This window comes from Robertmurraya siralis (genome assembly GCF_005502275.1).
GTDB classification, from domain to species: domain Bacteria; phylum Bacillota; class Bacilli; order Bacillales; family Cytobacillaceae; genus Robertmurraya; species Robertmurraya siralis.
The window spans coordinates 1-23,293 of sequence record NZ_SWLZ01000040.1; the positions used below are offsets into that span (position 1 = coordinate 1).

Genomic DNA, 23,293 nt, shown 5'->3' on the forward strand with positions numbered 1-23,293 from the left:
ATAGTCCGGTGACGATAGCGAGAAGGTCACACCCGTTCCCATACCGAACACGGAAGTTAAGCTTCTCAGCGCCGATGGTAGTGAGGGGCTGTCCCCTTGTGAGAGTAGGACGCTGCCGGGCGAAACATCTTAATTAAAGAATTGCGAATCATACCGATTAGGCGTCTTCTTGGAAGTACTAACTGAAATCGGAACAGTCCTTTACCATGCTAGAAGCATAAGCTATTCTAGCTTAATATTATTATCGCGGGGTGGAGCAGTCTGGTAGCTCGTCGGGCTCATAACCCGAAGGTCGCAGGTTCAAATCCTGCCTCCGCAATCGAGTAGTTTCAACAAAGCTGAAACTACTTTGGTCCGGTAGTTCAGTTGGTTAGAATGCCTGCCTGTCACGCAGGAGGTCGCGGGTTCGAGTCCCGTCCGGACCGCCATTTATGAGTGTAAAACGAAACTTAGTTTCGTTTTTTTTTATGTGTATACGCATGTTTTTGCTCATTCTTGTGATTTAAGGTAAACTACAGATAGAGGAAAGTTACTTGTCTTACAAGTACTAAAAACATCCTTAGGAGCAGAAGTCCTAAGGTTTTTTCATATCTGTTGCATTTTTAATCAGCACTGTTTTATACAATTGAATGCAGCACATATATTTGAGAAAGTAAAATAGTTTAAAACAGCACATAATGTTTAGTGCGATAATGTAAAAACAACGATGTTTATATTTTAAATAGATTCAGGTGATATATGAATATGAGTGAATATACAATTACTTCGAAAAATCCTGTCGAAACAATGGAGTTGGCAAAACGATTAGCTGCTCTATTAAAGCCGCAGGATGTCATTACCTTAGAAGGAGATTTAGGCGCGGGGAAAACCACTTTTACAAAGGGATTAGCTGAAGGGTTGCACATAAAGAAAACGGTCAACAGTCCAACATTTACAATTATTAAAGAGTATAATGGAGCTCTCCCACTGTATCATATGGATGTTTATCGATTAGAGGATTCGGATGAAGATTTAGGCTTTGATGAATATTTTGAAGGAGATGGAGTGACCGTTGTTGAATGGGCCCATCTAATTGAAGAGCAGCTCCCAAAAGATAAGTTAATGATTCGTTTAAGGCATGGAGCCAATGATACAAGGTTAATTACGTTGATGCCACAGGGTGCCCGTTATGAGGAATTATGTAAGGAGTTAGGAATATGAAGGTTTTAGCCATTGATACATCAAATTACGCTTTAGGAATTGCCGTCATCGATGAAGAGAAGGTAATTGGAGAATATATAACGAATGTAAAGAAGAATCATTCCATTCGTGTGATGCCTTCAATTGAAACATTATTAAGAGATTGCGATCTTACTGCAAAAGATATTAACAAAATTGTGGTTGCCCAAGGCCCCGGCTCCTATACAGGTGTAAGGATAGGTGTGACAATTGCAAAGACGTTAGCTTGGACATTAAATATTCCACTCGTTGGAGTGTCTAGCTTAGAAATATTAGCAGCCGCTGTTGGAAGATACTTTTCGGGAGCGGTCTCACCTCTTTTTGATGGGAGACGTGGACAAATTTATACAGGTCTGTATCAATATAAAAAAGGAAAGTTAGAAACGGTAGAAAGCGACCAAATTCTTCAATCGCGAGACTGGGCGGAGCAGTTGTGTTCTTCTTCAGAACCAATTCTTTTTGTAGGGAATGACCTGCCTTTGCATCAAGGTGTAATTGCAGAAATAATGGGGGAGAAGGCTCAATTTGCTGAAATTACCGAGCAAAATCCACGGCCTGCAGAGCTAGCCTTTCTCGGTATGGATAGAAATGGCGTTGATATTCATTCCTTTGTCCCGAACTATATTCGACTGGCAGAAGCGGAAGCTAAATGGATCGAAGCGAACAAAGCAAAGAACTCTAACTAAGGAAGAGAGAGAAATGACTAAACAACTTACATTTCGCGAGATGGAAGAGAAGGATATCGATCAAATTGTGTTCATAGAAAATGAGTCCTTTACCAGTCCTTGGAGCCGAGAATCGTTTGTAAATGAATTAACGAAAAATCTATTTGCATTATATACGGTTTTAGAGGATGAGGATGGAGTTTTTGGATACTGTGGGGTATGGATTATTGTTGATGAGGCACATATTACCAATATTGCTGTACTGCCGAAGTATCGCGGTAAAAAATTAGGGGAAGCTCTATTAAAAAAAGTAATGGAGATTGCGAAGGAAAAGGGTGCGAAGACAATGACATTAGAAGTAAGAGTGTCCAATCATATTGCCCAATCTCTCTATCGCAAACTTGGCTTTCAAAATGGAGGAATCCGAAAAAGCTATTATACTGATAATCATGAAGATGCATTAGTAATGTGGGTGAATTTGTAATGAAAAAAGAACAATATATTATGGGAATTGAGACAAGCTGTGATGAGACCGCTGTAGCGATTATAAAAAATGGTCGAGAAATCATCGCGAATGTCGTTGCGTCACAAATTGACAGCCATAAGCGCTTTGGAGGAGTTGTTCCTGAAATTGCATCGAGGCACCATGTTGAACAATTGACGATTGTATTGGAAGAGGCGCTAACAAAGGCTAATTTAGAGTTTAAGGACATGGATGCAATTGCTGTAACAGAAGGGCCTGGACTTGTTGGGGCATTGCTAATTGGTGTTAATGCTGCGAAGGCTTTAGCGTTTGCACATGGAATACCGTTAGTTCCCGTACATCATATTGCTGGTCATATATATGCTAACCGAATTGTGGCAGAAATGAAATTTCCGCTATTAGCACTAGTGGTCTCTGGTGGACATACTGAACTAGTATATATGAAGGAGCATGGCCATTTTGAAGTAATTGGGGAAACAAGGGATGACGCTGCTGGAGAAGCTTATGATAAGGTTGCAAGAACGCTAAACCTCCCATATCCAGGTGGGCCACATATTGATAAAATGGCACAGGCTGGAGAGGCGACGATTCCATTGCCGAGAGCATGGCTGGAAGAGGATTCGTATGATTTTAGTTTCAGCGGATTAAAATCGGCAGTTATCAACACTGTCCACAATGCTGAACAACGTGGAGAGAAGCTAATTCCTGAAAATCTAGCCGCTAGCTTTCAAGAAAGTGTCATTGATGTGTTAGTTACGAAAACATTAAAAGCAACAAGGGAATATAATGTTAAACAAGTATTGTTGGCTGGAGGCGTTGCAGCGAATAAAGGGCTTAGAACAAGGTTAGAAGCAACGTTTTCCACAGAAAAAGTGGAACTAGTGATTCCGCCGTTGTATTTGTGCACGGATAATGCAGCAATGATTGCTGCAGCGGGAAGTATCTTTTATGATAAAGGGCAACGTGCAAAGCTTGATTTAAATGCAAACCCAGGCTTAGATATTACGATTCACAACCAATAAATACAACAGCGAGAAAAACCCGAGCAATCGGGTTTTTCTGTGGATAAGACCTTATTCCTTGTGGAAAATGTGGATAAATAGATGATTTTTTGTGGATAATGTGGAAAAGTTTGTGGAGGGCATTAATATAAGGGTTTTAAATGTGGACAAATATGTGGAAAATAAAAACCGGGATAGTGTTGCTATCCCGGTGCTTCATTCTGAAAATTATTCTGCCAATTCAGTCCATTCTTCAAGGAGATGATCCAGCTGTTCTTTTGCCTGCTCTGTTTCTGTAGTAAGGTTTAAAACCTTCTCGTGATCCTGAAAAATTTCAGGCTCGCACAGCAATTGTTCATTTTCTTCAATTTTTCCTTCGAGCTCCTCAATCAGTTGTTCGATTTCTTCTATTCTTCTTTTTCTTTGCCGTTCTATTTTTTTGGCTTCTTTATCCTGTTGATAACTTGTCTTTTCTTGCTTTATTTGTCGATCGGCTGTTGATATCATTTTTTGTTCCAATGCTTTTAACTCTTCAAACTCGAGTTTTTTCTCGACAAAATAATCATAGTCACCGAGAAATTCGGTTGCGGAATGGGGGCTAAGCTCCAATACTTTTGTCGCAATCCGATTAATAAAATAGCGATCGTGTGATACAAATAAAATGGTTCCAGGGTAATCAATTAAAGAGTTTTCCAATACTTCTTTGCTGTCTAAATCAAGATGGTTTGTCGGTTCATCTAAAATAAGAAAATTAGCCTTTTTCATCATTAGTTTGGCTAAAGCTAGTCGCGCTTTTTCACCACCACTTAAAGTTGAGACAGTTTTTAATACATCATCTCCAGAGAAAAGAAAATTCCCTAATACTGTCCGAATATCCTTTTCGTTCATTAAAGGATAGTCGTCCCACAATTCATTTAAAACCCTTTTATTGGATGTTAATTCAGCCTGCTCCTGATCATAATAACCAATCGTTACGTTTGAACCAAAGTGAATATCACCAGCCAGTTGAGGCAGTCGACCAATAATTGTTTTTAATAGAGTGGATTTGCCAATTCCATTTGGACCAACAAGGGCAATGCTGTCTCCCCTAGTAAGGCGAAAGAAGAGTCCCTCACTAATTTTTTCACGGTCGTAACCGATTGCTAAAGAGTCTACTTTTAATACGTCGTTTCCACTTTGTCTTTCGATGTCAAAGCCGAATGAGGCTGACTTTTCATCACCAAGAGGCCTGTCCATCACTTGCATTCGTTCTAATTGTTTTCTGCGACTCTGCGCCCTTTTAGTTGTGGAAGCGCGTGCCAAGTTGCGTTGGATAAAGTCTTGAAGTTTAGCGATTTCTTCCTGCTGTTTCTCATATAGTTTCATCTCGCGCTCGTAGTTCAATGCCTTTTGTTCTAGATACGCACTATAATTTCCTGTATATCTTGTGATGTTTAATCGTGAAATTTCATACACTTGATTCACGACTTTATCTAGGAAGTAGCGATCATGGGAAACGATAAGAATAGCACCAGAATAGCTCTGTAAGTAGTTTTCCAGCCATGAAAGAGTGTCGATATCAAGATGGTTCGTCGGTTCATCAAGAATTAAAATATCAGGTTTCGTTAGCAATAGCTTTCCTAAGGCGAGTCTTGTTTTTTGTCCGCCGCTCAAACTCGAAATTTTTGTTGAGTAATCAAATGAATGGAAATTTAATCCATGCAAGACAGAGCGAATATCTGCTTCGTACTGATAGCCACCGTTTTCTTTGTAGGATACTTGCAGCTGATCATACTCTTTTATAATTTTTTCGTACTCAGTTGAATGATTGAAGATAGCCGGATCAGCCATTTTTTCTTCCAATTGCCTCAGCGTACGTTCCTGTGATTTCAAATGCTGGAACACCGTCAACATTTCATCCCAAATGGAATAATCCGATTCCAGTCCGGTGGTTTGTGCTAAATATCCAATCTCGACACCTTTTGGTTTAATAATTTCGCCACTTTCATAAGACAGCTGTCCAGCGATAATTTTCAGGAGTGTTGATTTTCCAGCACCATTTCGTCCAACGAGTGCAATCCGATCTTTTGTTTGTACCTCAAGTTTTATATTCGTTAAAATGGGGTCAGCCCCATATGATTTTGATAGTTGATTGACTTGTAATAGTATCATTCGTTTCACCTCAATATGTCTAGGAATAGTGTAACGTAGAACATTAAGAACAGCAATTAAAGAAGATTTTTCCTGACACTCTTCTTTATTACGAGACACCTTTTTTCCTCGTGAAAGAAAAAATTTATTGTGAAGATAATAACAATGTTTTCACAAAGATCACAAAATAGTGTATCATTTGAAGTGAGGTGTTTGATAATGGCAGAGTTTACCCATTTTAATGAAGAAGGCAGAGCAAAAATGGTCGATGTTAGCAATAAGAAGGAAACCGTAAGAACGGCAATTGCTAACTCTAGTATTACAGTAAATAAACAAATTTACGAGCAAATTACCCAGCAGCAAAATAAAAAAGGGGATGTACTTGCAGTTGCTCAAGTAGCAGGAATTATGGCTTGTAAGAAAACAGCGGATATTATACCAATGTGTCATCCGCTTCCCTTGACAGGAGTGAATATTTCATTCAAGTGGGTAATAAAAGATGAGAATTATGAGTTAAAAATTACTGCATCTGTTAAGACAAAAGGAAATACGGGAGTAGAAATGGAAGCGTTAACAGCGGCTTCGATTTGCGCTCTGACAGTGTATGATATGTGTAAGGCTGTTGACAAGGGCATGGTTATTGGTCAAACGTATTTAGTGGAAAAAACTGGTGGGAAAAACGGCGATTTTAAAAGGGAAGAAGAAGTAAGATAAGGTTTAACTCGTTAAAAAAGGACTATATAGGGGTGGGGGAAATAAAATGAGTAACGATACAGTGAAAATACCTCAAGCAACGGCAAAGAGACTACCGTTATATTATCGCTTTTTAAAGAATTTACATTCTTCAGGAAAACAGAGGGTTTCCTCTGCTGAGCTAAGTGAAGCGGTGAAGGTAGATTCAGCAACAATCCGGAGAGATTTCTCCTATTTCGGTGCCTTAGGAAAAAAAGGCTATGGTTATAATGTTAATTATTTGCTAACCTTTTTTCGTAAGACCCTTGATCAAGATGAGTTAACAAAAGTTGCGTTGATTGGTGTCGGAAATCTAGGTACTGCGCTGCTTCATTATAATTTCTTGAAAAATAATAATACAAAAATTGCTGTTGGCTTTGATGTTGAAGAGGCGAAGATCGGTACATCGATCGGGGATGTTCCTATTCATCATATGGACGAGCTTGAAAAAATAATTACAGAAATGGGCATTACAGTAGCAATTTTAACGGTACCAGCTCCATTTGCCCAGACGATTACAGACCGACTCGTAGCAGCTAATGTTAAAGGAATCCTTAATTTTACACCGGCAAGACTAACCGTACCGGCGACAACAAGAGTTCACCATATTGATCTCGCTGTGGAGCTTCAATCATTGGTGTATTTCCTTAAGCATTATGGAGTAGATGAGGAAGAGGAATAATTTTATGACAAAAGGCATGGACTCGGTATAACTAAGTTCATGCCTTTTTTTATGCTGTTTATTTTTTATCTTTTTGAATGGCTTTTACTTTGAAGTGAAAGAGAACCATTCGAATCCCACTTCCGAAATCAAAGGTAGCTAAAATGACGAATAAATAGGTGAAAATTCCCCATTCGCCATTACGCTGAACATCCTGGACGGCAAAATAGGTAAATAAAAGTCCAAGAACAATATAAAGGATACCTGAGAACAAAGGTGTTCGTATCATAGAAAAAGACCTCCAATGAAGCTCTGAATAGATTCTGCTTCTCGTAGCATTCGTTCAATATCTTCTTTAAAAACAGATTGCACGAGAACAACAAAGGTGTTCATGGCAACATGAGCAATGATTGGAACAATAATTCGTTTTGTTTTAATATAAAGAAAAGCAAAGGTGAAGCCCATTGCTGAGTAAAGCAATAAATGTTCGATTTCTGCATGGGCTAAGGCAAAAATAATGGAGCTTATTATGGCTGAGAGAAAAAAGTTCAGCCGCTTATAAAGTGAGCCGAAAATAATTTTACGAAAAACGATTTCTTCCAGAATGGGTCCAATAACAGAACTGACAATGACAACAACTGGAAAGGATTCAATCAAAGAGAGGATTTGCTGTGTATTTTCAGAGCCCATATCTATTCCTAACCAACTTTCAATATTGGCAGCTAACCCTTGAGCAAATAACGCGAGAAATACACCAGCGATCGCCCAAAAGATTGAGGCTGAAACAGAAGCAGTCTCTCGATCCAAGCTTGGTTGCTTCATTTCTTTACGCAAAAGGAATAAAGTCGCGAGCAAGGCTACGGAAAAGCTGAAGACAATCCAAATAACGACAGCGTAAACAGCCATCTCCTCAATACTATATCCAATTAGCACGCCGCCAAATGTTAAAGCCGGCACCCCAACAAAAGTTGAAAGTTGCATCGTAATGTAAATGATTAAAATGTACCAATATTCTTTTTTCAAATTATGATTCCCCTTTTAAACCTAACTAATGATGCACTAAAACCATTCTACTAATAAAATTGCTAAACGTACAAATAGTTGCCTTAAAATATTTGTCGATGGATATTTTTTCAAAAGTAGTACATACTTTGAAAGGTTATACACAAGAAAGAACCGGCAGGAAATGAAGCGTAGTACGATCTGAAAATTCATGTAAAAATTTGTGTTAATTTTTTAAAAAAATCGTGCATGATACTTGCAAAAAAAAAGAGAATTCATTAATATATTAATTGTGTTAGCACTCAAAGTGTGCGAGTGCTAATAAATATTACATAATATTAATTGAGGAGGTTGTTTCACTTGTTAAAGCCATTAGGTGATCGCATTGTTATTGAGCTTGTTGAAACGGAAGAAAAAACTGCAAGCGGTATCGTTTTACCAGATTCAGCTAAAGAAAAGCCTCAAGAAGGAAAAATTGTAGCTGTTGGTACTGGTCGTGTACTAGACAACGGTGAGCGTGTAGCTCTTGAAGTTTCAGTAGGTGATCGCATTATCTTCTCAAAATACTCTGGTACAGAAGTGAAGTATCAAGGTCAAGAGTATTTAATTTTACGTGAAAATGACATCTTAGCTGTTGTCGGCGAATAAGATTTTAAAATTATGGCTGTTTTAATATAAACATTATTTAAGGAGGTTTTTTTCAAATGGCAAAAGAGATTAAATTCAGTGAAGATGCTCGCCGCGCGATGCTACGTGGTGTAGATGCTCTTGCAGATGCAGTGAAAGTAACCCTTGGACCAAAAGGTCGTAACGTGGTTCTTGAGAAAAAATACGGATCTCCGTTAATTACAAATGACGGTGTAACCATTGCAAAAGAAATCGAATTAGAAGATGCTTTTGAAAACATGGGAGCAAAGCTAGTTGCTGAAGTTGCAAGCAAGACGAATGATGTTGCTGGGGACGGAACAACTACAGCTACAGTACTTGCACAAGCGATGATTCGTGAAGGCTTAAAGAACGTAACCGCTGGTGCTAACCCAATGGTTATCCGTAAAGGAATTGAAAAAGCTGTTGCTACTGCTGTTGAAGAATTAAATGCTATTTCCAAGCCAGTTGAAAACAAAGAAGCAATCGCTCAAGTTGCTGCGATTTCTGCTGCTGACGAAGAAGTAGGAAAACTAATCGCAGAAGCAATGGAGCGTGTTGGTAACGACGGCGTTATCACAATTGAAGAGTCTAAAGGATTTACGACAGAGCTTGATGTAGTAGAAGGTATGCAATTCGATCGAGGATATGCATCTCCATACATGGTAACAGACTCAGACAAAATGGAAGCAGTTCTAGAAAATCCATATATCTTAATTACTGATAAGAAAATCAGCAACATCCAAGAAATTTTACCAGTGCTTGAGCAAGTAGTTCAACAAGGCAAGCCATTATTATTAATTGCTGAAGATGTTGAAGGTGAAGCTCTTCCAACATTAGTATTGAATAAGCTACGTGGTACATTCAATGCTGTAGCGGTAAAAGCTCCAGGATTTGGTGACCGTCGTAAAGCAATGCTTGAAGATATTGCTATCCTAACTGGTGGTTCTGTCATCACAGAAGATCTAGGATTAGAGCTTAAATCTACAACGATTGAGCATCTTGGACGTGCAGCTAAAGTTGTTGTTACAAAAGAAAATACAACAATCGTGGAAGGTGCTGGAGATTCAGCGCAAATTTCTTCACGCGTTGCACAAATCCGTGCTCAAATGGAAGAAACAACTTCTGAATTTGACCGTGAAAAATTACAAGAGCGTCTTGCTAAATTAGCTGGTGGAGTAGCAGTTGTTAAAGTGGGTGCTGCAACAGAAACTGAGCTTAAAGAGCGCAAGCTTCGCATTGAAGATGCATTAAACTCAACTCGCGCTGCAGTTGAAGAAGGTATTGTATCTGGTGGTGGCGTTGCCCTACTTAATGTATACAATAAAGTCGCTGCTATTCAAGCAGAAGGCGATGAGCAAACAGGTGTTAACATCGTCCTTCGTGCCATCGAAGAACCAGTTCGCACAATCGCTGCAAACGCTGGTCTTGAAGGATCTGTCGTTGTTGAGCGCTTAAAGCACGAAGAAATCGGAGTAGGCTTCAACGCTGCAACAAACGAATGGGTAAACATGATCGACGCTGGTATCGTGGACCCAACAAAAGTAACACGTTCTGCACTTCAAAACGCAGGTTCAGTCGCTGCTATGTTCTTAACAACAGAAGCGGTTGTTGCTGACAAGCCAGAAGAAAACGCTGGAGGCGCTGCAATGCCTGACATGGGCGGAATGGGTGGAATGGGCGGCATGATGTAGTCTACATCAACAAAACCCTTATATATCAAGGAAAGAAGGCTGTTTATTCAGCCTTCTTTTTGTATAAAATCACATTTCAGTCACATTTATTGCATTTTTACGTTTTTCAAAACGTCACTGAAATAGTTTTTAATCTTCTCGTTTGCATTCTTTTTCATCTTTTCTGTAACATGCGTATAAATCTTTAAGGTTGTTTTTTCGTCGTCATGGCCTACACGTTTCATGATAGTTGCCAGGTCGACTTCTGCTTCGGCCAGCATGGATATATGTGTATGGCGAAAGATATGAGGAGTAGCACGCTTGGTGATCGAAGTCATCTTTAAGATACGATTCATCCTAATAATGAGTGTTTTTTGGATAAATGGATATCCATTTTCTCGGCAAAACACAAAATTCCCATCATGATAATTAGGATCGTTCCTTTTTTGTAGTTTAATTTTATTTTGTTTGACTTTATGAGCCTTTAATAACTTCATAATATCCTCGTCCATGTCAAAGGTTCTAATCGATCCTTTTGTTTTTGGAGGAGTCAATTCGTAATTTTTCATGTTATTGTCAGGATTATATATTGTTTTCGTCACTCGGATTTCATTCGTTTCAAAATTGATATCCGACCATTTTAGAGCACATAACTCTCCGGAGCGCATCCCCGAAAATGCTAGTAAATAAAATCGTTCTAGATCATACTCCATCCCATGCTCTTTCACTGCATTTAAAAATTCCGTTAACTCTTCATGCTCAAGGTACTTATCCGTAATGGAATTGTTCTCAATATCCTCAACGGTCAACTTCTTTTCAGGAATAACTGCTCCCACACAAGGATTATCATTTCTCATTTTTTGTCTTATTGCATATTTAAAAATCATACCGGCTGTTGTATGTACACCCTCAATCGTGGTTTTGGTGTATGGCTTATAGATGATTTTTCCATCTTTCCCTTTGAGAGCATACCCTTTGTCATTTAAGTCATTCAACATCTTTTGATGCATACGAGATGTGACTTTACCAATGTTTACTCTTGCGTAATACTTTAGGATTATTTTTATTTCTTTTTCTCTAACTCGAACCGTGCTTGTTTTTACTTTTGTTCTTTTGTATGTGTCTAACCATTCCCAAGCGACGGTTTCAAACGGGATATTTCTTATTTTTTTCTCATCTATCCCATGCTCTGATAATTTTTTAAGTGCATCATCTACTTTTGCTTCTGCTTCTTTTTTTGTGTCTGCTCTTCTTGAGATTTGTTTACGTTCGCCAGTTACTGGATCGGGAGGTCCATCTTTTACACATCTCCATTTATACCCTTGTTTATTATTGGCTTTAATTTTTTGAAAGTAAGCCATAATAATTCTCCTTTCTTTCTAAGATTCTATTATTAGCAGGTATCAGCCACATTTTGCGGTAATATTGCCTATTTTTGTACATTTCAAGTCGCTTAAGAGCAAAATCAAAATCAACATTAAACAGATTCATCACTTCATATACATTCTTCACACGAAGGTTGTCCAGCATAAAAGTCGGAACGCAGAAATGATAAGCGAAATGGGTTGCTTGGCATTCCTGCAAATCTACAAACAATTTAGGCATAATCAATTGATTGCCGCAGTGTCTTAAGTAATGACTCGTTTCATGGCCAAAATCCATCCATTCTTCACATTTAGTACCTTCATTTAAAATAATTTCATTATCGAAGCGAAAGGGCTTACTTTTATACGAAATCTTGACTCCAATTTTCTTGGCAATAGTATGCATGTCTAAATCTGCAGGAGTATACACCCCAATTGATGTATAAAGGTCAAAAATATAATCTTCAAGATGTGTGTACATAACATGCCCCCTATAATGAGAATATATGTTTGGTTTTTTAGTTAAAAAATATGGTGTACAGGGTACACCTATTGATTAAAACCATATTTCTTCCAAAATTCATTATTACTGTCTTTATTCATATTTCTTATTAATTGCGTAGTTTCTATATCTAGACTTTCCCATATTCCAATCCTAATATTGTATGCATCGCTCATTCCATATAATTTATATGCATCGTGACTATCTAATTCTTCCCACTCATCAATATTTACATTATCCAAGGTATCTTTCGTAAAATAAGTAGAAATAGCAATTGAATCTTGGTTAGTTGTTGAGATTACAATATGATTAAAATCATTTTCTTTGAGCTTCTTCAAAATATTCATTGCATTTTCAGGGAAACCTGTTTTTTTAGAAACAAATGAATCTACACTCAAAACACTTTCTGTTGGAAATGAAACAGAGATTGAATCATCTTCAATTGTTACCTCCAAATCTGTTATTCCTTTAATTTCAGATAGTTGATCCTTGATTTCATCTTTTTTCACCAAGTTGTTCGCACTAGTTAGTACTTCTTTAAAAATTTCATTGTTTTCATCAGATATTTTTAAAGTGTATTTAGAATTTATGTCATGTAAAAATTTCGCTCTTTTTTCCATATGCTCTTTCCATTTCTCTTGGAAACTATTAGAATCAATACTTTCGTTTTTCATCGTAATTTGCATCAACTCTAAATTACTCTTATACCCACTGTAATGTGAATATAGGATAGTATCTTTAAAATCATCAATATCGTATTCTTCTAACTCATCTAATTCTATTTGAATAGCTTTATTTAGATCCTCCATTGTAATTTCATCAGGCAATTGGTCCGTGAATTCCCACCGTTTTTCTAGAGCACTTGATAAACTTTCCAAAGCTTGGTCGTCTACCTTATTACCACACCCCATCAAAATGAATGAAATTATACCAATTAATAAAGAGATTTTTTTAACCATAAAGCCCTCCTATTTAAATAACTACTCCCTTTGACTCTTCTTAAACTTAATATACTCATAAACTTCTTTCATGTCTTCTGCTGTCAATGATTCCATGTCTTTAAACATTAGATCGATATCAGGAAATTCAGTTGCAATTTTATTTTTATAATATTCTAAGCTGTTCTCTTCTGAGTTTTTCCCGAGAAGATAATCTAAAGATACATCAAATATATTAGATATTTTTTCTAGGGTTTTAAGGTCAGGCTCCCTAGTTCCCGATTCGTATTTTGCTATTGTAGAGTATGATACCCCTAATTTGGCTGCTAAATCTTCTCTGCTGAGTTTCTTCTCTTTTCGTAATTGCATTAATCTATCATTAAAATTCATAAAAAACTCCTCCATTACCCTTAATTTTATACTATATGTCCAATTTATAAATATTTTTGGACAAAAAGGGTAAAAATGTGTTGACTTTGGACGAATCGTCCATTATCATATAAATTAATAAGACGTAACGTCCAAGAAAGGATGGTGATATTGTGAGACAAAATTTAAGGCAGCAAAGAATCGCCAAAGGCTATAAAGATGTGGAGGAGTTGGCAAATATTCTTGGTATATCTGCATCCTACTATTACAAAATCGAGCAAGGAAAGAGAACTCCAGGAATCATTTTAGCAAAAAGTATTGCAGATGTTCTGGGTAAAACTGTGGACGAAATTTTTTTTAATCAAAATCTGGACGAAACGTCCAGAAATAACAAAGCCATATGAAAGGAGGAACATAAATGTTTACCATGAACTTTGACGACAAAATGATTGAGCAACTCGCTGAAAAAATAGCGACTTTAGCATATGAAAAACTCAATAACAAGCTATCTAATCAAAATAATTTGCCTTTAGTTCTTACAAGGGAAGAAGCAATGAATGTTCTTAGATGTGGCTCAACCACAATGTCAGAGTTAATGAGACGCCCAGACTTTCCAGTTATTCGAGAGTTTGGTGTTAAAATCCCAACTCACATGTTGATGAAATGGATCGAGAGAAACACCAATTGGGTTGAAAAGAACACCAATTATTTTGAACAGGAGGCGATTTAATGAACGAACTACAACGCATTTTTAATTTCAAAGGTCAAGATTTGCGTATGGTCATCCAAAATAACGAACCTTGGTTTGTCGCAAAGGATGTGTGTCACATTTTGCAAATAAGCAATAGTCGTGATGCATTATCCAGACTCGACCCTGATGAAAAGGGGGTAGCTATTACCGACACCCTTGGTGGAAAGCAGCAAGTATCTATTGTTAATGAATCAGGTCTATACGAACTCATCTTTGCTAGCAGAAAACTAGAAGCGAAGATGTTTAAGAAATGGGTCAAACAAGAAGTGCTTCCATCTATTAGAAAGCACGGAATATACGGAACTCCGGAAACAATCGAGAACATCTTAAACGATCCTGACTTTGGAATTAAGCTTTTAACCACGATTAAAGAAGAACGAATTTTACGTGAGCAAGCTGAACAGCAGCGAGATAAGGTAGTCGCTCAACAAAAAGCGGATTTACCGTTTACCAACTTCGGAAAGGTTGTTTCAAACTCTGATGGAGCGATCAGCATCGGTGCCTTTGCAAAGATGATGTATGACAACCATGGTCTCAAAATTGGTCGAAATAAGATGTTCGAGTGGTTAAGGGACAATGGTTATCTTATTAAGAAAGGTCGTGAATATAACAACCCTAAGCAAGTTTATGTAGAGCAAGGATGGTTCGAAGTTAAGCCCACCATAGTTTCCAGAACTGAAGGTGATGTCGAAAAATTAACCACCTTAATTACAGGAAAGGGTCAGGTAAAACTTGCTGAAAGATTACTAAAAACATATAAACAAGCAATTTGAAGGGGCAGCACCGAGAAGCTGCCAGGCTTAAAAAATCGGTGCTAGTTCCTACATATATAAATTTTACGAAATATTTCAGAAAAGAATATTCCAATTTTGAATAAGGGGGGTGAGTACATATATGAAATTCGGCGCGATATTGAAAGCGTGTCGAGAACGAGCAGGATACAGTCAAGAAGAATTAGCATTTAGGCTATCTATCAATCAATCAGATGTATCGAAAATAGAAAAAGATTATAGGGAACCCACTATTTCTTTGTTCCAAGCTTGGATTCAGAACACGCAGACTCCGGAAGTAATAGTTGCATTTTTATATGGCATGGATGGAATCAGTATGATTTCACAATTGATGCCACTAATAGGTGGATTCATTTTATGGATGTAAGGAGGAATAACAAATTGGCTTTGTATTTAGCGTTTTTACTAGTGTTTATCTTAGGAATGATGATCGGCGGATTTTGGAGCGATGAAAGAGTGAAGGCAAATGAACACAAAAAAAAGAAAAAGCAGCAAGCTCGGGAAAGCTCACTGCTCAATAGATAATTCAATAGCTAACTTTATTTTAACATATTCAAAATAAAGCGACAAGAACTTTTGTTCTCGTCGTTGAGGTCAGAAGGAGATTAATATCCCCCGTGCTCTTTTTGGCTTCAACGATGCGAATAAAAGCATCAATTACATACGAGAGGAGGAAGTGAATGGATAAAGAGATATGCCCACGTTGCAAAAATGAAGAAATCAGTACGGATCATAGATACTGTAAAATCTGCGGTCTGAAATTAATAAGAAAGGAGAATTAACTTGATTGAAAATCCAATGGTCGTAGATCATCTTTGGAGACATCTTGAACGAACCCCAAAGGTTGTGGGTACTTGTGAAGGTTGTGGAGAGGAAATCTTAGTTGGAGAAGATGTTTACGACTTTGACGGCGAGTTAGTACATCAACAATCAAGTTGCTGTATGGAGTTTATTGCTAACAAATCACTATGCAAAGTGGCAGGAGAATAAAAATTGATTCGTGCTACCAACACGAATCAACGGCTTTAGAAAATTTAGTTACCTTTATTTTACTTCAAATTTTAAAGGAGGACAAGCCTATGTCGTTTGAAACGAAAAAAGGGATTGTGTACGAGCCAAAAAATCCTGAATTGAAAAGCTTATACGAAGTCCTCAAAAAGAACGCTCCGGTACTAGACGGCTCAAGAGTTTTTGAGGAGTTAGTTGAAGTATACGAAGCACTAGACTTCGATTTAAAGGAGGAAAAAACGAATGAACCAATTGTCAGAGCAATATAACCAACAACAATCTGGAGTCCTTGCTCAGGCTTCCAGTAGTCGTGAAATTGAAGAGGTAAAAGGGCAAATCTTTATGGCTCGTCAGTTTCCACGTAATGTTTTCCAGTCTGAACAAAGAATCTTAGATGCTTGTAAACGTCCATCACTTGCTCAAACAGCTATTTATAGTTATCCAAAAGGCGGAACAAAAGTTGAGGGTCCTAGCATTCGTCTTGCAGAGGTCTTAGCTCAAAATTGGGGTAATTTAGCTTTCGGAGTAAAAGAACTAGAACAACGACCAGGAGAATCCGTTGCTATGGCTTACGCATGGGACCTCGAAACGAATGTGAGGCAAGAAAAAGTTTTCACAGTTCCACACAGTCGTAAGGCAAAAGGAAAAATTACTAAATTAGATGATCCAAGAGATATCTATGAATTAGTTGCCAATCAGGGAGCTAGGAGATTAAGGTCCTGTATTCTGGGGATTATTCCTGGGGATATCGTAGAGGCAGCCGTAGAAGAGTGTAACAGTACTTTAAAAGGCAATAACAATGGACCTTTAAAGGATCGAATTGCAAATGCACTCACAATTTTTAAAAACCAACACAAAGTAACACAGGAAATGATTGAGGAAAGATTTGGTTACAACGCGGATGCTTTCACTGAGGTAGATTACTTGGAACTGATTAAAATATTTAACTCTCTTAAAGATGGCGTGAGCAAAGTTGATGATTGGTTCAATAAAAAAGTAAAAAAAGAAAGTAATAGCGACTTATCAAAAGCCTTCAAGGAAGAAAAGAAAGATGAGGTGAAGGCTGATGAATCAGACAAAGCAGAAGATAAAGAAATTCCAATTGGACAAGAAGAACTACCATTCGATTGAGGCGGATAAGCATTATATGTCCGTCTCCCAGTTTAAAAACTTCCGTGATTGTGAAGCAAAAACAATGGCTAAGTTAAGTGGAGAATATAAGGAGCCAAGTTCGAATGCAATGTTAGTAGGCTCCTATGTACATGCAGCATTTGAAAGTGATGAGGATTTCGCTGCATTTATAGAAGAAAACAACGGAGCCATTTTCAAAGCTCGTGGTGGGAAGTACTCAGATTTTGAAACAGCAGACAATATGATTGAAGCATTAAAAAATGACTCTTTTGCCTTATTTGCGATGGATGGTGATAAGGAAATCATCTATACAGCACATTTATGGGGAATGGATTGGAAAATAAAAGTCGATAGTATAAATCACTCAAGAAAGACTTTCAGTGATTTGAAAACAACTCAAGACCTTCATAAACGCTACTGGAGTGAAAAATATGACGGTTGGGTGTCTTTTATCGAAGCTTGGGATTACGTTCTCCAGATGGCTGTTTATAGGCGTGTGCTGCAAGAGAATTTAGGCGAGACTTACACTCCTTACATTGTGGCAGTAACCAAGGAAACACCACCAAATAAAGCTGTAATACACTTCGATGAAAGTCGTTTCGATTTCGAGTATGAGTATTTAGAAATGAAGATGGAGAGAGTGTTTCAGGTAAAAAAAGGTGATGTTAAGCCAGTTCGTTGCAACAAATGTGATTATTGCCGAGCTACAAAGAAACTGAAAGACACGATCGAAGTCGGTGAGTTGATTTATGAATGATTTCGAAACAAAAGTCCTTCTCCCAAACTGGATATGGGAGAAGGCGCAAGATAAAGAACATTTTAAAGAGCTTGTACTACAGTATATGCAGCGATATCCAGAATATACGGTGAAATCGGTAAAAGGGCGTTTTGCAATTTGTATTAGAGAGTAATTGATTTCGATAGGAAGGAGGTACAAACGTGCAAGGGTGGTTTAAATTGCATCGAGAGCTTTTTGATACGGATTTATGGCATGACGTTTCGACTTTCAGACTCTTTCTTTATTTGATTTCACAAGCCAGTCACAAGGATGGAGTCAAAATAAAAGGTATTGAACTTAAGCGCGGACAGTACATTCGTTCCTATCGAAAATTAGCAGATGACCTGTCTTACAAAGAGGGAAGGGGCTACAAAAAGTACTCACTTAGCACAATTAAGAGTTGCGTTAATAAATTGATTGAGTCTGAAAGAGTGAACGTTAACGAAACGGAAGTAGGAACACTATTCACTATCATCAATTACGCTAAATATCAAGATTTAGACGGTGAAGAAAAGGAAAGTCCGAACACCAAAAATGAAGAAGTCCGAACTAATGCCGAACTAACTCCGAACGAAGTCCGAACTAACTCCGAACAAGAACAAGAATTAAAGAATGTAAGAATTAAAGAATTAAAAGATACTACTACTACATCAGAGAATCCAATTCGGCTTTTTGAGAAATTGCTTTGCAGACTTTCAGAAAATCAGATGCAGAGTATTTATAAATGGCAAGACGACTTTAACGGACAAGCTGAGATTATCAACGAAGCTATCATGATAGCTGATAACAAAAACAAACGTTACTTTGGATTTGTTGAGTTTCTCTTAAAAGAGTGGGCTAATAACAATCTAAAAACACTGGACAGAGTGAGAGCTTATGAACAAGAAAAGTTCAACAAGTTAAAGCCAACTATACCGAGGTTTGGTAAAACGTCAATTCGGACAGAGCAGCTTCCAGATTGGTTTGATAAGGATAAGGACGAAACAGGAGACAAGCCCAATAATGTCACCCCTTTACATCCGGAAGAGACAGAAGCAAGACGAAAGGCGCTTGAGGAACGGCTTAAAAAATATAAAAACTGAGGATGTGGTTTTGTGGGAGTTTTACGTGAAAAGGTGATGATGAGTCAGGAATCGAGGAAGCAAGGTTTCATACAAGAGCTGCACACGCTAGGCATCACAGAATTTCAAGGTCAAAGCCTTGATGAGTTAGATTACTACACACTTCGGCATGCATTAACGGTAGCAAGAATCCGAATCGATTCGGATGAAAATAAGTGGTACTAGGAAGCGCCCATTATGAGAAGTAATGTTGTGAAAAATGAACATTTATTTGCCAATCCGAGGAAGAAAAGAGTCGTGATATTGGAGGACCTTGATTTTATTTGGGACACTCCGGAACTCAATGAGCTAGCCAAGATGTGGGAACAAGGTGAGAGCATTTCCTCAATGGAGAAGCATTTCAAACGTGATCAGGATGAGGTTTTTCTAGGATTATTCCATCTTTCAAGAAGAAATAAAATTTCATTCAGAAAGGGGAGTATTTTTGGAACTAAATAAAGCGACGTTAGCGCAACTGTATTACTTGGCGAGATTTACAGAGTTAAAGGCTGCTGCTCTAACCGAATTGCAAAGGAGGATATCTCTTGAAACCAATCACAATAACAAGACAAAGAAAGCATGAAGCTGAACAGGCAATATCAGATTTAGTTGCAAGGGGATTTGAGGTTGTTTTCCCTTTAACAGAGATTTCAAGGGATGGAAAGATTTTTGATAGGGATAGCTTTAACAGACAAGTATTCGTGCAAAACACTCATAGCAGTTGCTGGAAAGCGAAGCTGAGAAAGGTTGATTAGATGAATCTAAACGAAAGAACAACACAAATCGAAGAATGGGCCACTCAAAGAGGGTTAGATATAGCTGATCCGAATAAGCAGATGTTGAAATTAGTGGAGGAAGTTGGTGAATTGGCTCAAGGTCTTGCTAAAAACAATAGGGAACAAGTGATTGATTCTATCGGTGATGTTTATGTCGTATTAACCATTTTATCCATGCAACTAAATTTAAATATTAGAGGATGCATAGGTAAGGCCTATGAAGAAATAAAAGACCGTAAAGGTGAAATGGTAAACGGCATATTTGTTAAAGAATCGGATTTGAGGTGAGAAGAATGAACTGTCCAGTATGTGGCCGTCCGTTAAAGAGTCCTAAGAGCATATCAAAGGGTATCGGCCCGGTATGTGAAAAGAAGCTTGAGAAGTTGAAAGATAACGCTGATGATGATCAATTGAAAATGGAGCTCGATAAAGATGCAGAGAATGTCCTACAAGGAATACCAAAAGCCCAAGAAGCGTAATAAATACGGCAATCAGAAGACTGTCGTGGACGGGATAAAGTTTCATAGTCAGGCAGAGGCGATTTACTACAACCAGCTAAAGTGGCTTAAGCAAAACAAGCAAATTAAGGATTTTAAATTACAGCCTAAGTACATACTTCAAGAGGGTTTCAAAAAGAATGGTAAAACGTTCCGCCCCATCACTTACAAAGCTGATTTTGAGGTCATTAATTTAGATGGGACCACTCAGATAATTGACATCAAGGGAGCATTGACTAAGGAGTTCCAGCTTAAACGCAAACTCTTTGAGTTAAAGTACCTAGAGACTATAACACTCTTAAAATACGAAAACGGGCAATTCGTGGAGGTGTAAGTGTGCCAAGGCGAGTCGTTGAAACGAATGCAGTCAATTTTGACCAGGATAAATTGCAAGTTCTTGTCGTTTACGAGGAAGGGAAATCGAAGGAAGAGATTCGAAAGGAAAATCCATATTGCAAAAAGCACGGTGTCTTATACAAAGCTTCTGGAGCTTACGAATTTAAGTAGAACTTGAAGGAGTGAGTGTTATGAAGACCGTACAACCGATTCGTAATAAAGCCGATATCGAAGCCATGAAAGAAGTTCTATTGAAGCAACATTATAGGAATTATTTCTTGTTTACGTTAGGTATTAACACCGGTTTGAGAATAAGTGATTTGCTTGCTCTAAAGGTAAGCGACGTAAGGGGTAAAAGCCATATCGTCATCACTGAACAAAAAACAGGTAAGTTAAAACGGTTTAGGATTAACAACGAACTCCAGGAGCATATCAGCAAGTTTACGATTCACAAGGATAAAGCATCGTATCTATTTCAGTCGCTGCGAGGACAGGACAGAATACATCGAGTACAAGCTTGGAAAATACTAAATGCTGCAGCAAAAGAGGTAGGACTTGATGAGATAGGCACTCACACCTTGAGAAAGACTTTTGGATATCATTTCTACCAGCAGTACAAGGATGTAGCAGTCCTGCAACAGATATTTAATCACAGTAGTCCGGCGGTGACTATGCGCTATATCGGGATAACTCAAGATATTATCGATGAAAAAGTGGACAATTTTACGTTGTGAGGGGGTTGGAAATCTTGTCAAAAACAGTACCTAACTGTCCAAAATGTAAAACGATCGGGACTGTTATAAATCACAAAAAAGCAACAGTAAAGCTTGAATGCCCGAAATGTAAGAGTATATGGCAGACATTATCTTGCACATGCAGGAAGTGCGGGAAGCCTAATGGATTCGCAACAGAAGGGGTATGTGGCCCTTGTTATTCGGAGTTTTATAAGTCCAGTTAGATAGAGTTTGTAGATGGATTTACATTATGAGGAGGAAATTAAATGTATTTAGTTAACGTTAGAAATTCAATGTTTGGTGGTTTTACTATCCATAAGTTCGAGACATTGGATGACGCGCAGGATTATATAAAAGAATTATATAAATCGGGTAATCGGGAAGTTTATTTATCTCAAGAAATTCCAATGAAAATTACTGTATCTGTAGAGTTTTGATTCAACTGGATTTGTATTGTGATTCCTTAAATTATGTAAACTAGGAGGTCTTTTCATGAAAAATGATTATGAAATTCGTGGTGAAGTAACGGATATTGAATTTTCAGGGTGATAAATAGATTAACAGAATTTTAGAGTACCACTTACTATCTTGAAACTTCAAGGTGAATATTTAAAGGGGGAGAAAAAGTAATGAGACAACCAAAATTCAGAGGTTTTAGTCCAGAAACAAACGAATGGGTATATGGGTATGGGTGGCATGAAACAGATTATACAGATGATTTTCTTAGAAGTATAAATCAATCAAGACAAGATGCAGTTTTATTTACTAAAACATTCCCGATAACTTGTGATATTGAGTCTATGGGAGAGTTTACAGGTTTATTAGATACAAATGGAGTTGAGATTTACGAGGGGGATATAGTTCAAGTTAAATACACTTATGAACAAGGTTATTTAGGTGGATATGCAACAGAAGAGGTTATTGGTCAGGTCGAATACAAGCATGGATGCTTTGATGTTTACAAAAACAATGTTGACCAAGGAATTGTTATTAGGGAACATATTTCCGATTTAGAAACGGAATGGGAAGTCATCGGCAATATATTTGAGGATGGTGAATTATTAAATGATAGTAACCACCCAGAAACCGATTGAGTTTGTTAATAAATGTGATTGTTTAGTTGATTATAGAGAATTAGAAAAAGCCATCCTTTGGTATACCAAAAAACCTGTGACAAGATTGAAAACCATTTATATGCATGGGAGATATCCTGCAGTTTCAATTTATAAAGAAAAGATACATGTTCATAGGTTGCTAATGATGTTCTGGAAAAATCGTATTCTTTCAAAAGAGGAACAGGTGCATCATAAAGATGAAAACAAATTGAATGCTTTAAAAAGTAATTTAGAAATCGTTTTTGAAGGTAGCCACCAGTCCTTTCACAACAAAGGTAAAACACTTGGGAAGGAACATAAACGAAAAATAGGAATGGGTAATAAGAATCGAAAAGGTATTAAGATGAAAAAACGTGTTGATATACCATTAATTGAACTTAAATCGCTAATAGATCGAGGTCACAGTATTAATGCGATAGCTAAAAAATACAAATGCGATTGGTCAACGGTCAGAAATCGCATTCACGAAAATCCAGAGTTGTTGGAGGTAGGGGAATGAGTAAATTCACTGGTGCCCGCAGAAGAAATGACATTGACTTTGGTGATTACGTAAAAATTGAAATGCTTCGCTATGGTGCGCCAAACGAATTCTATGTTCATAAAGTAGTTGGTTCTCTTGAATCAAATACTTGGGTTGATGTTCCAGTTAGATGGCCCGAGGAAGAAAAGATTCATAACAAAATGGAAAAAGTCTTGAATGTCATCTGTTGTGGTGTAGATGAAACGAAAGTGTATCGAGTTAGGGAAAGTGATTGTGTCAAGGTGGAAGTCGATTAATCAACTCTTGAATTATTAAGTTTACTAGGTTAGGAGGGGAACTATGAATATAAAATGCGAATTGCATCATGACCATTTTCAAAACTTTAAAAGATACAACATTCCTAGAGCTCAA

General features: G+C 37.6%; 37 protein-coding genes, 2 tRNA genes, 1 rRNA gene and 1 pseudogene. 34 read left to right on the forward strand and 7 right to left on the reverse strand.

All coding sequences use genetic code 11. The features are described from left to right. The first annotated feature begins 4 nt into the window (after nucleotides 1-4). The 7 genes from rrf (at nucleotide 5) to tsaD (ending at nucleotide 3,389) form a co-directional block, all read left to right on the forward strand. A 5S ribosomal RNA gene (gene rrf / locus FCJ93_RS23980) occupies nucleotides 5-121 on the forward strand. Nucleotides 122-245: 124 nt separating this feature from the next. After that, nucleotides 246-319: transfer RNA gene (locus FCJ93_RS23985), tRNA-Met, on the forward strand. A gap of 32 nt (nucleotides 320-351) precedes the next feature. Then, a tRNA-Asp gene (locus FCJ93_RS23990) sits at nucleotides 352-428 on the forward strand. Nucleotides 429-744: 316 nt separating this feature from the next. Beyond that, a complete protein-coding gene (gene tsaE / locus FCJ93_RS23995; protein WP_137744876.1) occupies nucleotides 745-1,200 on the forward strand; it encodes a tRNA (adenosine(37)-N6)-threonylcarbamoyltransferase complex ATPase subunit type 1 TsaE in 456 nt (151 codons plus the stop codon). After that, nucleotides 1,197-1,904: a tRNA (adenosine(37)-N6)-threonylcarbamoyltransferase complex dimerization subunit type 1 TsaB gene (gene tsaB, locus FCJ93_RS24000; protein ID WP_137744877.1), complete on the forward strand. Its 708-nt coding sequence runs from the start codon at nucleotides 1,197-1,199 to the stop codon at nucleotides 1,902-1,904. Before tsaE ends, tsaB begins: the two co-directional genes overlap by 4 nt. 13 nt (nucleotides 1,905-1,917) lie before the next feature. Continuing rightward, entirely contained in the window at nucleotides 1,918-2,367 is a 450-nt protein-coding gene (rimI, locus tag FCJ93_RS24005) for a ribosomal protein S18-alanine N-acetyltransferase (protein ID WP_137744878.1), read from the forward strand. Further along, on the forward strand, nucleotides 2,367-3,389 hold the full coding sequence (tsaD, locus tag FCJ93_RS24010) for a tRNA (adenosine(37)-N6)-threonylcarbamoyltransferase complex transferase subunit TsaD (RefSeq protein ID WP_095312971.1): 1,023 nt from the start codon (nucleotides 2,367-2,369) through the stop codon (nucleotides 3,387-3,389). The genes rimI and tsaD overlap by 1 nt, the downstream gene beginning before the upstream one ends. Nucleotides 3,390-3,596: 207 nt before the next feature. On the opposite strand, the gene FCJ93_RS24015 is transcribed toward tsaD, so the two are convergent. Continuing rightward, nucleotides 3,597-5,519: an ABC-F family ATP-binding cassette domain-containing protein gene (locus FCJ93_RS24015; RefSeq protein ID WP_095312998.1), complete on the reverse strand. Its 1,923-nt coding sequence runs from the start codon at nucleotides 5,517-5,519 to the stop codon at nucleotides 3,597-3,599. 198 nt (nucleotides 5,520-5,717) lie between these two features. Between FCJ93_RS24015 and moaC the strand changes: the two genes are divergently transcribed. After that, a complete protein-coding gene (moaC, locus tag FCJ93_RS24020; protein WP_137744879.1) occupies nucleotides 5,718-6,212 on the forward strand; it encodes a cyclic pyranopterin monophosphate synthase MoaC in 495 nt (164 codons plus the stop codon). Nucleotides 6,213-6,258: 46 nt separating this feature from the next. Beyond that, the gene (locus FCJ93_RS24025) at nucleotides 6,259-6,912 is read left to right on the forward strand and encodes a redox-sensing transcriptional repressor Rex (protein ID WP_095312967.1); all 654 of its coding nucleotides are present in this window, start codon (nucleotides 6,259-6,261) and stop codon (nucleotides 6,910-6,912) included. Nucleotides 6,913-6,970: 58 nt separating this feature from the next. Here FCJ93_RS24025 and FCJ93_RS24030 read toward each other — a convergent pair whose 3' ends face one another. Together FCJ93_RS24030 and FCJ93_RS24035 are read right to left on the reverse strand one after the other, a co-directional pair. Next, nucleotides 6,971-7,180 (reverse strand): YdiK family protein, encoded by a 210-nt coding sequence (locus FCJ93_RS24030; protein WP_095312965.1) that lies wholly within the window; start codon nucleotides 7,178-7,180, stop codon nucleotides 6,971-6,973. Further along, nucleotides 7,177-7,914 (reverse strand): CPBP family intramembrane glutamic endopeptidase, encoded by a 738-nt coding sequence (locus FCJ93_RS24035; RefSeq protein ID WP_095312963.1) that lies wholly within the window; start codon nucleotides 7,912-7,914, stop codon nucleotides 7,177-7,179. Before FCJ93_RS24035 ends, FCJ93_RS24030 begins: the two co-directional genes overlap by 4 nt. A gap of 339 nt (nucleotides 7,915-8,253) precedes the next feature. Here FCJ93_RS24035 and groES point away from each other — a divergent pair, with 339 nt between their 5' ends. Further along, nucleotides 8,254-8,541, forward strand: a complete 288-nt coding sequence (gene groES / locus FCJ93_RS24040; protein ID WP_095312961.1) for a co-chaperone GroES — start codon at nucleotides 8,254-8,256, stop codon at nucleotides 8,539-8,541. Nucleotides 8,542-8,597: 56 nt separating this feature from the next. Continuing rightward, the gene (gene groL, locus FCJ93_RS24045; protein WP_095312959.1) at nucleotides 8,598-10,232 is read left to right on the forward strand and encodes a chaperonin GroEL; all 1,635 of its coding nucleotides are present in this window, start codon (nucleotides 8,598-8,600) and stop codon (nucleotides 10,230-10,232) included. An 86-nt stretch (nucleotides 10,233-10,318) separates the two neighbouring features. Here groL and FCJ93_RS24050 read toward each other — a convergent pair whose 3' ends face one another. The 4 genes from FCJ93_RS24050 to FCJ93_RS24065 form a co-directional block, all read right to left on the reverse strand. Next, nucleotides 10,319-11,572 (reverse strand): tyrosine-type recombinase/integrase, encoded by a 1,254-nt coding sequence (locus FCJ93_RS24050; RefSeq protein ID WP_137744880.1) that lies wholly within the window; start codon nucleotides 11,570-11,572, stop codon nucleotides 10,319-10,321. Continuing rightward, on the reverse strand, nucleotides 11,550-12,056 hold the full coding sequence (locus tag FCJ93_RS24055; protein WP_137744881.1) for an ImmA/IrrE family metallo-endopeptidase: 507 nt from the start codon (nucleotides 12,054-12,056) through the stop codon (nucleotides 11,550-11,552). The genes FCJ93_RS24050 and FCJ93_RS24055 overlap by 23 nt, the downstream gene beginning before the upstream one ends. 68 nt (nucleotides 12,057-12,124) lie before the next feature. Then, nucleotides 12,125-13,036, reverse strand: a complete 912-nt coding sequence (locus FCJ93_RS24060; protein ID WP_137744882.1) for a hypothetical protein — start codon at nucleotides 13,034-13,036, stop codon at nucleotides 12,125-12,127. Between the two features lie 21 nt (nucleotides 13,037-13,057). Further along, the gene (locus FCJ93_RS24065) at nucleotides 13,058-13,405 is read right to left on the reverse strand and encodes a helix-turn-helix domain-containing protein (protein WP_137744883.1); all 348 of its coding nucleotides are present in this window, start codon (nucleotides 13,403-13,405) and stop codon (nucleotides 13,058-13,060) included. A gap of 152 nt (nucleotides 13,406-13,557) precedes the next feature. Between FCJ93_RS24065 and FCJ93_RS24070 the strand changes: the two genes are divergently transcribed. The 23 genes and pseudogenes from FCJ93_RS24070 (at nucleotide 13,558) to FCJ93_RS24160 (ending at nucleotide 23,178) form a co-directional block, all read left to right on the forward strand. Next, nucleotides 13,558-13,788, forward strand: a complete 231-nt coding sequence (locus FCJ93_RS24070; RefSeq protein ID WP_137744884.1) for a helix-turn-helix transcriptional regulator — start codon at nucleotides 13,558-13,560, stop codon at nucleotides 13,786-13,788. A gap of 14 nt (nucleotides 13,789-13,802) precedes the next feature. Further along, entirely contained in the window at nucleotides 13,803-14,114 is a 312-nt protein-coding gene (locus FCJ93_RS24075) for a hypothetical protein (protein ID WP_137744885.1), read from the forward strand. Further along, nucleotides 14,114-14,908 (forward strand): phage antirepressor, encoded by a 795-nt coding sequence (locus tag FCJ93_RS24080; RefSeq protein ID WP_137744886.1) that lies wholly within the window; start codon nucleotides 14,114-14,116, stop codon nucleotides 14,906-14,908. Before FCJ93_RS24075 ends, FCJ93_RS24080 begins: the two co-directional genes overlap by 1 nt. A 121-nt stretch (nucleotides 14,909-15,029) precedes the next feature. Next, nucleotides 15,030-15,293, forward strand: a complete 264-nt coding sequence (locus FCJ93_RS24085; RefSeq protein ID WP_211344150.1) for a helix-turn-helix domain-containing protein — start codon at nucleotides 15,030-15,032, stop codon at nucleotides 15,291-15,293. A 14-nt stretch (nucleotides 15,294-15,307) separates the two neighbouring features. Beyond that, on the forward strand, nucleotides 15,308-15,451 hold the full coding sequence (locus FCJ93_RS25175; protein WP_170211404.1) for a hypothetical protein: 144 nt from the start codon (nucleotides 15,308-15,310) through the stop codon (nucleotides 15,449-15,451). A 258-nt stretch (nucleotides 15,452-15,709) separates the two neighbouring features. Then, nucleotides 15,710-15,916, forward strand: a complete 207-nt coding sequence (locus FCJ93_RS24090; protein WP_095310376.1) for a hypothetical protein — start codon at nucleotides 15,710-15,712, stop codon at nucleotides 15,914-15,916. A gap of 89 nt (nucleotides 15,917-16,005) precedes the next feature. Beyond that, complete coding sequence (locus tag FCJ93_RS24095; protein WP_095310374.1) at nucleotides 16,006-16,203, forward strand: hypothetical protein; 198 nt, start codon at nucleotides 16,006-16,008, stop codon at nucleotides 16,201-16,203. Then, on the forward strand, nucleotides 16,178-17,065 hold the full coding sequence (locus tag FCJ93_RS24100; RefSeq protein ID WP_137744888.1) for a hypothetical protein: 888 nt from the start codon (nucleotides 16,178-16,180) through the stop codon (nucleotides 17,063-17,065). The genes FCJ93_RS24095 and FCJ93_RS24100 overlap by 26 nt, the downstream gene beginning before the upstream one ends. After that, complete coding sequence (locus FCJ93_RS24105; RefSeq protein ID WP_235879584.1) at nucleotides 17,001-17,822, forward strand: PD-(D/E)XK nuclease-like domain-containing protein; 822 nt, start codon at nucleotides 17,001-17,003, stop codon at nucleotides 17,820-17,822. The genes FCJ93_RS24100 and FCJ93_RS24105 overlap by 65 nt, the downstream gene beginning before the upstream one ends. After that, nucleotides 17,815-17,976: a hypothetical protein gene (locus FCJ93_RS25180; protein WP_170211405.1), complete on the forward strand. Its 162-nt coding sequence runs from the start codon at nucleotides 17,815-17,817 to the stop codon at nucleotides 17,974-17,976. The genes FCJ93_RS24105 and FCJ93_RS25180 overlap by 8 nt, the downstream gene beginning before the upstream one ends. Nucleotides 17,977-18,004: 28 nt before the next feature. Beyond that, the gene (locus FCJ93_RS24110; RefSeq protein ID WP_137744889.1) at nucleotides 18,005-18,925 is read left to right on the forward strand and encodes a DnaD domain-containing protein; all 921 of its coding nucleotides are present in this window, start codon (nucleotides 18,005-18,007) and stop codon (nucleotides 18,923-18,925) included. 12 nt (nucleotides 18,926-18,937) lie between these two features. Beyond that, nucleotides 18,938-19,129, forward strand: coding sequence for a hypothetical protein (locus tag FCJ93_RS24115; protein ID WP_137744890.1), 192 nt, complete (start codon nucleotides 18,938-18,940; stop codon nucleotides 19,127-19,129). Nucleotides 19,130-19,141: 12 nt separating this feature from the next. Continuing rightward, nucleotides 19,142-19,402, forward strand: a complete 261-nt coding sequence (locus tag FCJ93_RS24120) for a hypothetical protein (protein WP_137744891.1) — start codon at nucleotides 19,142-19,144, stop codon at nucleotides 19,400-19,402. Between the two features lie 86 nt (nucleotides 19,403-19,488). Continuing rightward, nucleotides 19,489-19,698, forward strand: a complete 210-nt coding sequence (locus FCJ93_RS24125) for a PDDEXK-like family protein (RefSeq protein WP_137744892.1) — start codon at nucleotides 19,489-19,491, stop codon at nucleotides 19,696-19,698. Next, nucleotides 19,699-20,007, forward strand: a complete 309-nt coding sequence (locus FCJ93_RS24130) for a MazG-like family protein (protein WP_137744893.1) — start codon at nucleotides 19,699-19,701, stop codon at nucleotides 20,005-20,007. A 5-nt stretch (nucleotides 20,008-20,012) separates the two neighbouring features. Continuing rightward, nucleotides 20,013-20,198: a DUF6011 domain-containing protein gene (locus FCJ93_RS24135; RefSeq protein WP_137744894.1), complete on the forward strand. Its 186-nt coding sequence runs from the start codon at nucleotides 20,013-20,015 to the stop codon at nucleotides 20,196-20,198. Beyond that, nucleotides 20,161-20,547: pseudogene (locus tag FCJ93_RS24140) on the forward strand (DUF1064 domain-containing protein); the annotation flags it as partial. The gene FCJ93_RS24135 and the pseudogene FCJ93_RS24140, both read left to right, overlap by 38 nt. 5 nt (nucleotides 20,548-20,552) lie before the next feature. Next, the gene (locus FCJ93_RS25185; RefSeq protein WP_170211406.1) at nucleotides 20,553-20,723 is read left to right on the forward strand and encodes a hypothetical protein; all 171 of its coding nucleotides are present in this window, start codon (nucleotides 20,553-20,555) and stop codon (nucleotides 20,721-20,723) included. 20 nt (nucleotides 20,724-20,743) lie between these two features. After that, nucleotides 20,744-21,286, forward strand: a complete 543-nt coding sequence (locus FCJ93_RS24145; RefSeq protein ID WP_137744896.1) for a site-specific integrase — start codon at nucleotides 20,744-20,746, stop codon at nucleotides 21,284-21,286. Nucleotides 21,287-21,552: 266 nt separating this feature from the next. Then, on the forward strand, nucleotides 21,553-21,723 hold the full coding sequence (locus tag FCJ93_RS25190; protein ID WP_170211407.1) for a hypothetical protein: 171 nt from the start codon (nucleotides 21,553-21,555) through the stop codon (nucleotides 21,721-21,723). Between the two features lie 192 nt (nucleotides 21,724-21,915). Further along, on the forward strand, nucleotides 21,916-22,380 hold the full coding sequence (locus tag FCJ93_RS24150; protein ID WP_137744897.1) for a YopX family protein: 465 nt from the start codon (nucleotides 21,916-21,918) through the stop codon (nucleotides 22,378-22,380). After that, on the forward strand, nucleotides 22,352-22,900 hold the full coding sequence (locus FCJ93_RS24155; protein WP_137744898.1) for a hypothetical protein: 549 nt from the start codon (nucleotides 22,352-22,354) through the stop codon (nucleotides 22,898-22,900). Before FCJ93_RS24150 ends, FCJ93_RS24155 begins: the two co-directional genes overlap by 29 nt. Then, nucleotides 22,897-23,178, forward strand: a complete 282-nt coding sequence (locus FCJ93_RS24160; protein ID WP_137744899.1) for a hypothetical protein — start codon at nucleotides 22,897-22,899, stop codon at nucleotides 23,176-23,178. The genes FCJ93_RS24155 and FCJ93_RS24160 overlap by 4 nt, the downstream gene beginning before the upstream one ends. Nucleotides 23,179-23,293 lie beyond the last annotated feature (115 nt).

What these genes read in the sequence shown, in the direction of transcription:
- FCJ93_RS24130 (WP_137744893.1), top strand. Translation starts at nt 19,699, where the DNA reads ATGAATCTAAACGAAAGAACAACACAAATCGAAGAATGGGCCACTCAA.
- FCJ93_RS24095 (WP_095310374.1), top strand. Translation starts at nt 16,006, where the DNA reads ATGTCGTTTGAAACGAAAAAAGGGATTGTGTACGAGCCAAAAAATCCT.
- FCJ93_RS24065 (WP_137744883.1), bottom strand. Translation starts at nt 13,405, where the DNA reads ATGAATTTTAATGATAGATTAATGCAATTACGAAAAGAGAAGAAACTC.
- FCJ93_RS24150 (WP_137744897.1), top strand. Translation starts at nt 21,916, where the DNA reads ATGAGACAACCAAAATTCAGAGGTTTTAGTCCAGAAACAAACGAATGG.
- FCJ93_RS24120 (WP_137744891.1), top strand. Translation starts at nt 19,142, where the DNA reads ATGAGAAGTAATGTTGTGAAAAATGAACATTTATTTGCCAATCCGAGG.
- FCJ93_RS24075 (WP_137744885.1), top strand. Translation starts at nt 13,803, where the DNA reads ATGTTTACCATGAACTTTGACGACAAAATGATTGAGCAACTCGCTGAA.
- rimI (WP_137744878.1), top strand. Translation starts at nt 1,918, where the DNA reads ATGACTAAACAACTTACATTTCGCGAGATGGAAGAGAAGGATATCGAT.
- tsaB (WP_137744877.1), top strand. Translation starts at nt 1,197, where the DNA reads ATGAAGGTTTTAGCCATTGATACATCAAATTACGCTTTAGGAATTGCC.
- FCJ93_RS24145 (WP_137744896.1), top strand. Translation starts at nt 20,744, where the DNA reads ATGAAGACCGTACAACCGATTCGTAATAAAGCCGATATCGAAGCCATG.
- moaC (WP_137744879.1), top strand. Translation starts at nt 5,718, where the DNA reads ATGGCAGAGTTTACCCATTTTAATGAAGAAGGCAGAGCAAAAATGGTC.
- groL (WP_095312959.1), top strand. Translation starts at nt 8,598, where the DNA reads ATGGCAAAAGAGATTAAATTCAGTGAAGATGCTCGCCGCGCGATGCTA.
- FCJ93_RS24030 (WP_095312965.1), bottom strand. Translation starts at nt 7,180, where the DNA reads ATGATACGAACACCTTTGTTCTCAGGTATCCTTTATATTGTTCTTGGA.
- FCJ93_RS25180 (WP_170211405.1), top strand. Translation starts at nt 17,815, where the DNA reads ATGAATGATTTCGAAACAAAAGTCCTTCTCCCAAACTGGATATGGGAG.
- FCJ93_RS24050 (WP_137744880.1), bottom strand. Translation starts at nt 11,572, where the DNA reads ATGGCTTACTTTCAAAAAATTAAAGCCAATAATAAACAAGGGTATAAA.
- FCJ93_RS24105 (WP_235879584.1), top strand. Translation starts at nt 17,001, where the DNA reads ATGAATCAGACAAAGCAGAAGATAAAGAAATTCCAATTGGACAAGAAG.
- FCJ93_RS24160 (WP_137744899.1), top strand. Translation starts at nt 22,897, where the DNA reads ATGAGTAAATTCACTGGTGCCCGCAGAAGAAATGACATTGACTTTGGT.
- FCJ93_RS24025 (WP_095312967.1), top strand. Translation starts at nt 6,259, where the DNA reads ATGAGTAACGATACAGTGAAAATACCTCAAGCAACGGCAAAGAGACTA.
- FCJ93_RS24135 (WP_137744894.1), top strand. Translation starts at nt 20,013, where the DNA reads ATGAACTGTCCAGTATGTGGCCGTCCGTTAAAGAGTCCTAAGAGCATA.
- FCJ93_RS24100 (WP_137744888.1), top strand. Translation starts at nt 16,178, where the DNA reads ATGAACCAATTGTCAGAGCAATATAACCAACAACAATCTGGAGTCCTT.
- tsaD (WP_095312971.1), top strand. Translation starts at nt 2,367, where the DNA reads ATGAAAAAAGAACAATATATTATGGGAATTGAGACAAGCTGTGATGAG.
- FCJ93_RS24155 (WP_137744898.1), top strand. Translation starts at nt 22,352, where the DNA reads ATGATAGTAACCACCCAGAAACCGATTGAGTTTGTTAATAAATGTGAT.
- tsaE (WP_137744876.1), top strand. Translation starts at nt 745, where the DNA reads ATGAGTGAATATACAATTACTTCGAAAAATCCTGTCGAAACAATGGAG.
- FCJ93_RS24055 (WP_137744881.1), bottom strand. Translation starts at nt 12,056, where the DNA reads ATGTACACACATCTTGAAGATTATATTTTTGACCTTTATACATCAATT.
- FCJ93_RS24085 (WP_211344150.1), top strand. Translation starts at nt 15,030, where the DNA reads ATGAAATTCGGCGCGATATTGAAAGCGTGTCGAGAACGAGCAGGATAC.
- FCJ93_RS24060 (WP_137744882.1), bottom strand. Translation starts at nt 13,036, where the DNA reads ATGGTTAAAAAAATCTCTTTATTAATTGGTATAATTTCATTCATTTTG.
- FCJ93_RS24015 (WP_095312998.1), bottom strand. Translation starts at nt 5,519, where the DNA reads ATGATACTATTACAAGTCAATCAACTATCAAAATCATATGGGGCTGAC.
- FCJ93_RS25190 (WP_170211407.1), top strand. Translation starts at nt 21,553, where the DNA reads ATGTATTTAGTTAACGTTAGAAATTCAATGTTTGGTGGTTTTACTATC.
- FCJ93_RS24080 (WP_137744886.1), top strand. Translation starts at nt 14,114, where the DNA reads ATGAACGAACTACAACGCATTTTTAATTTCAAAGGTCAAGATTTGCGT.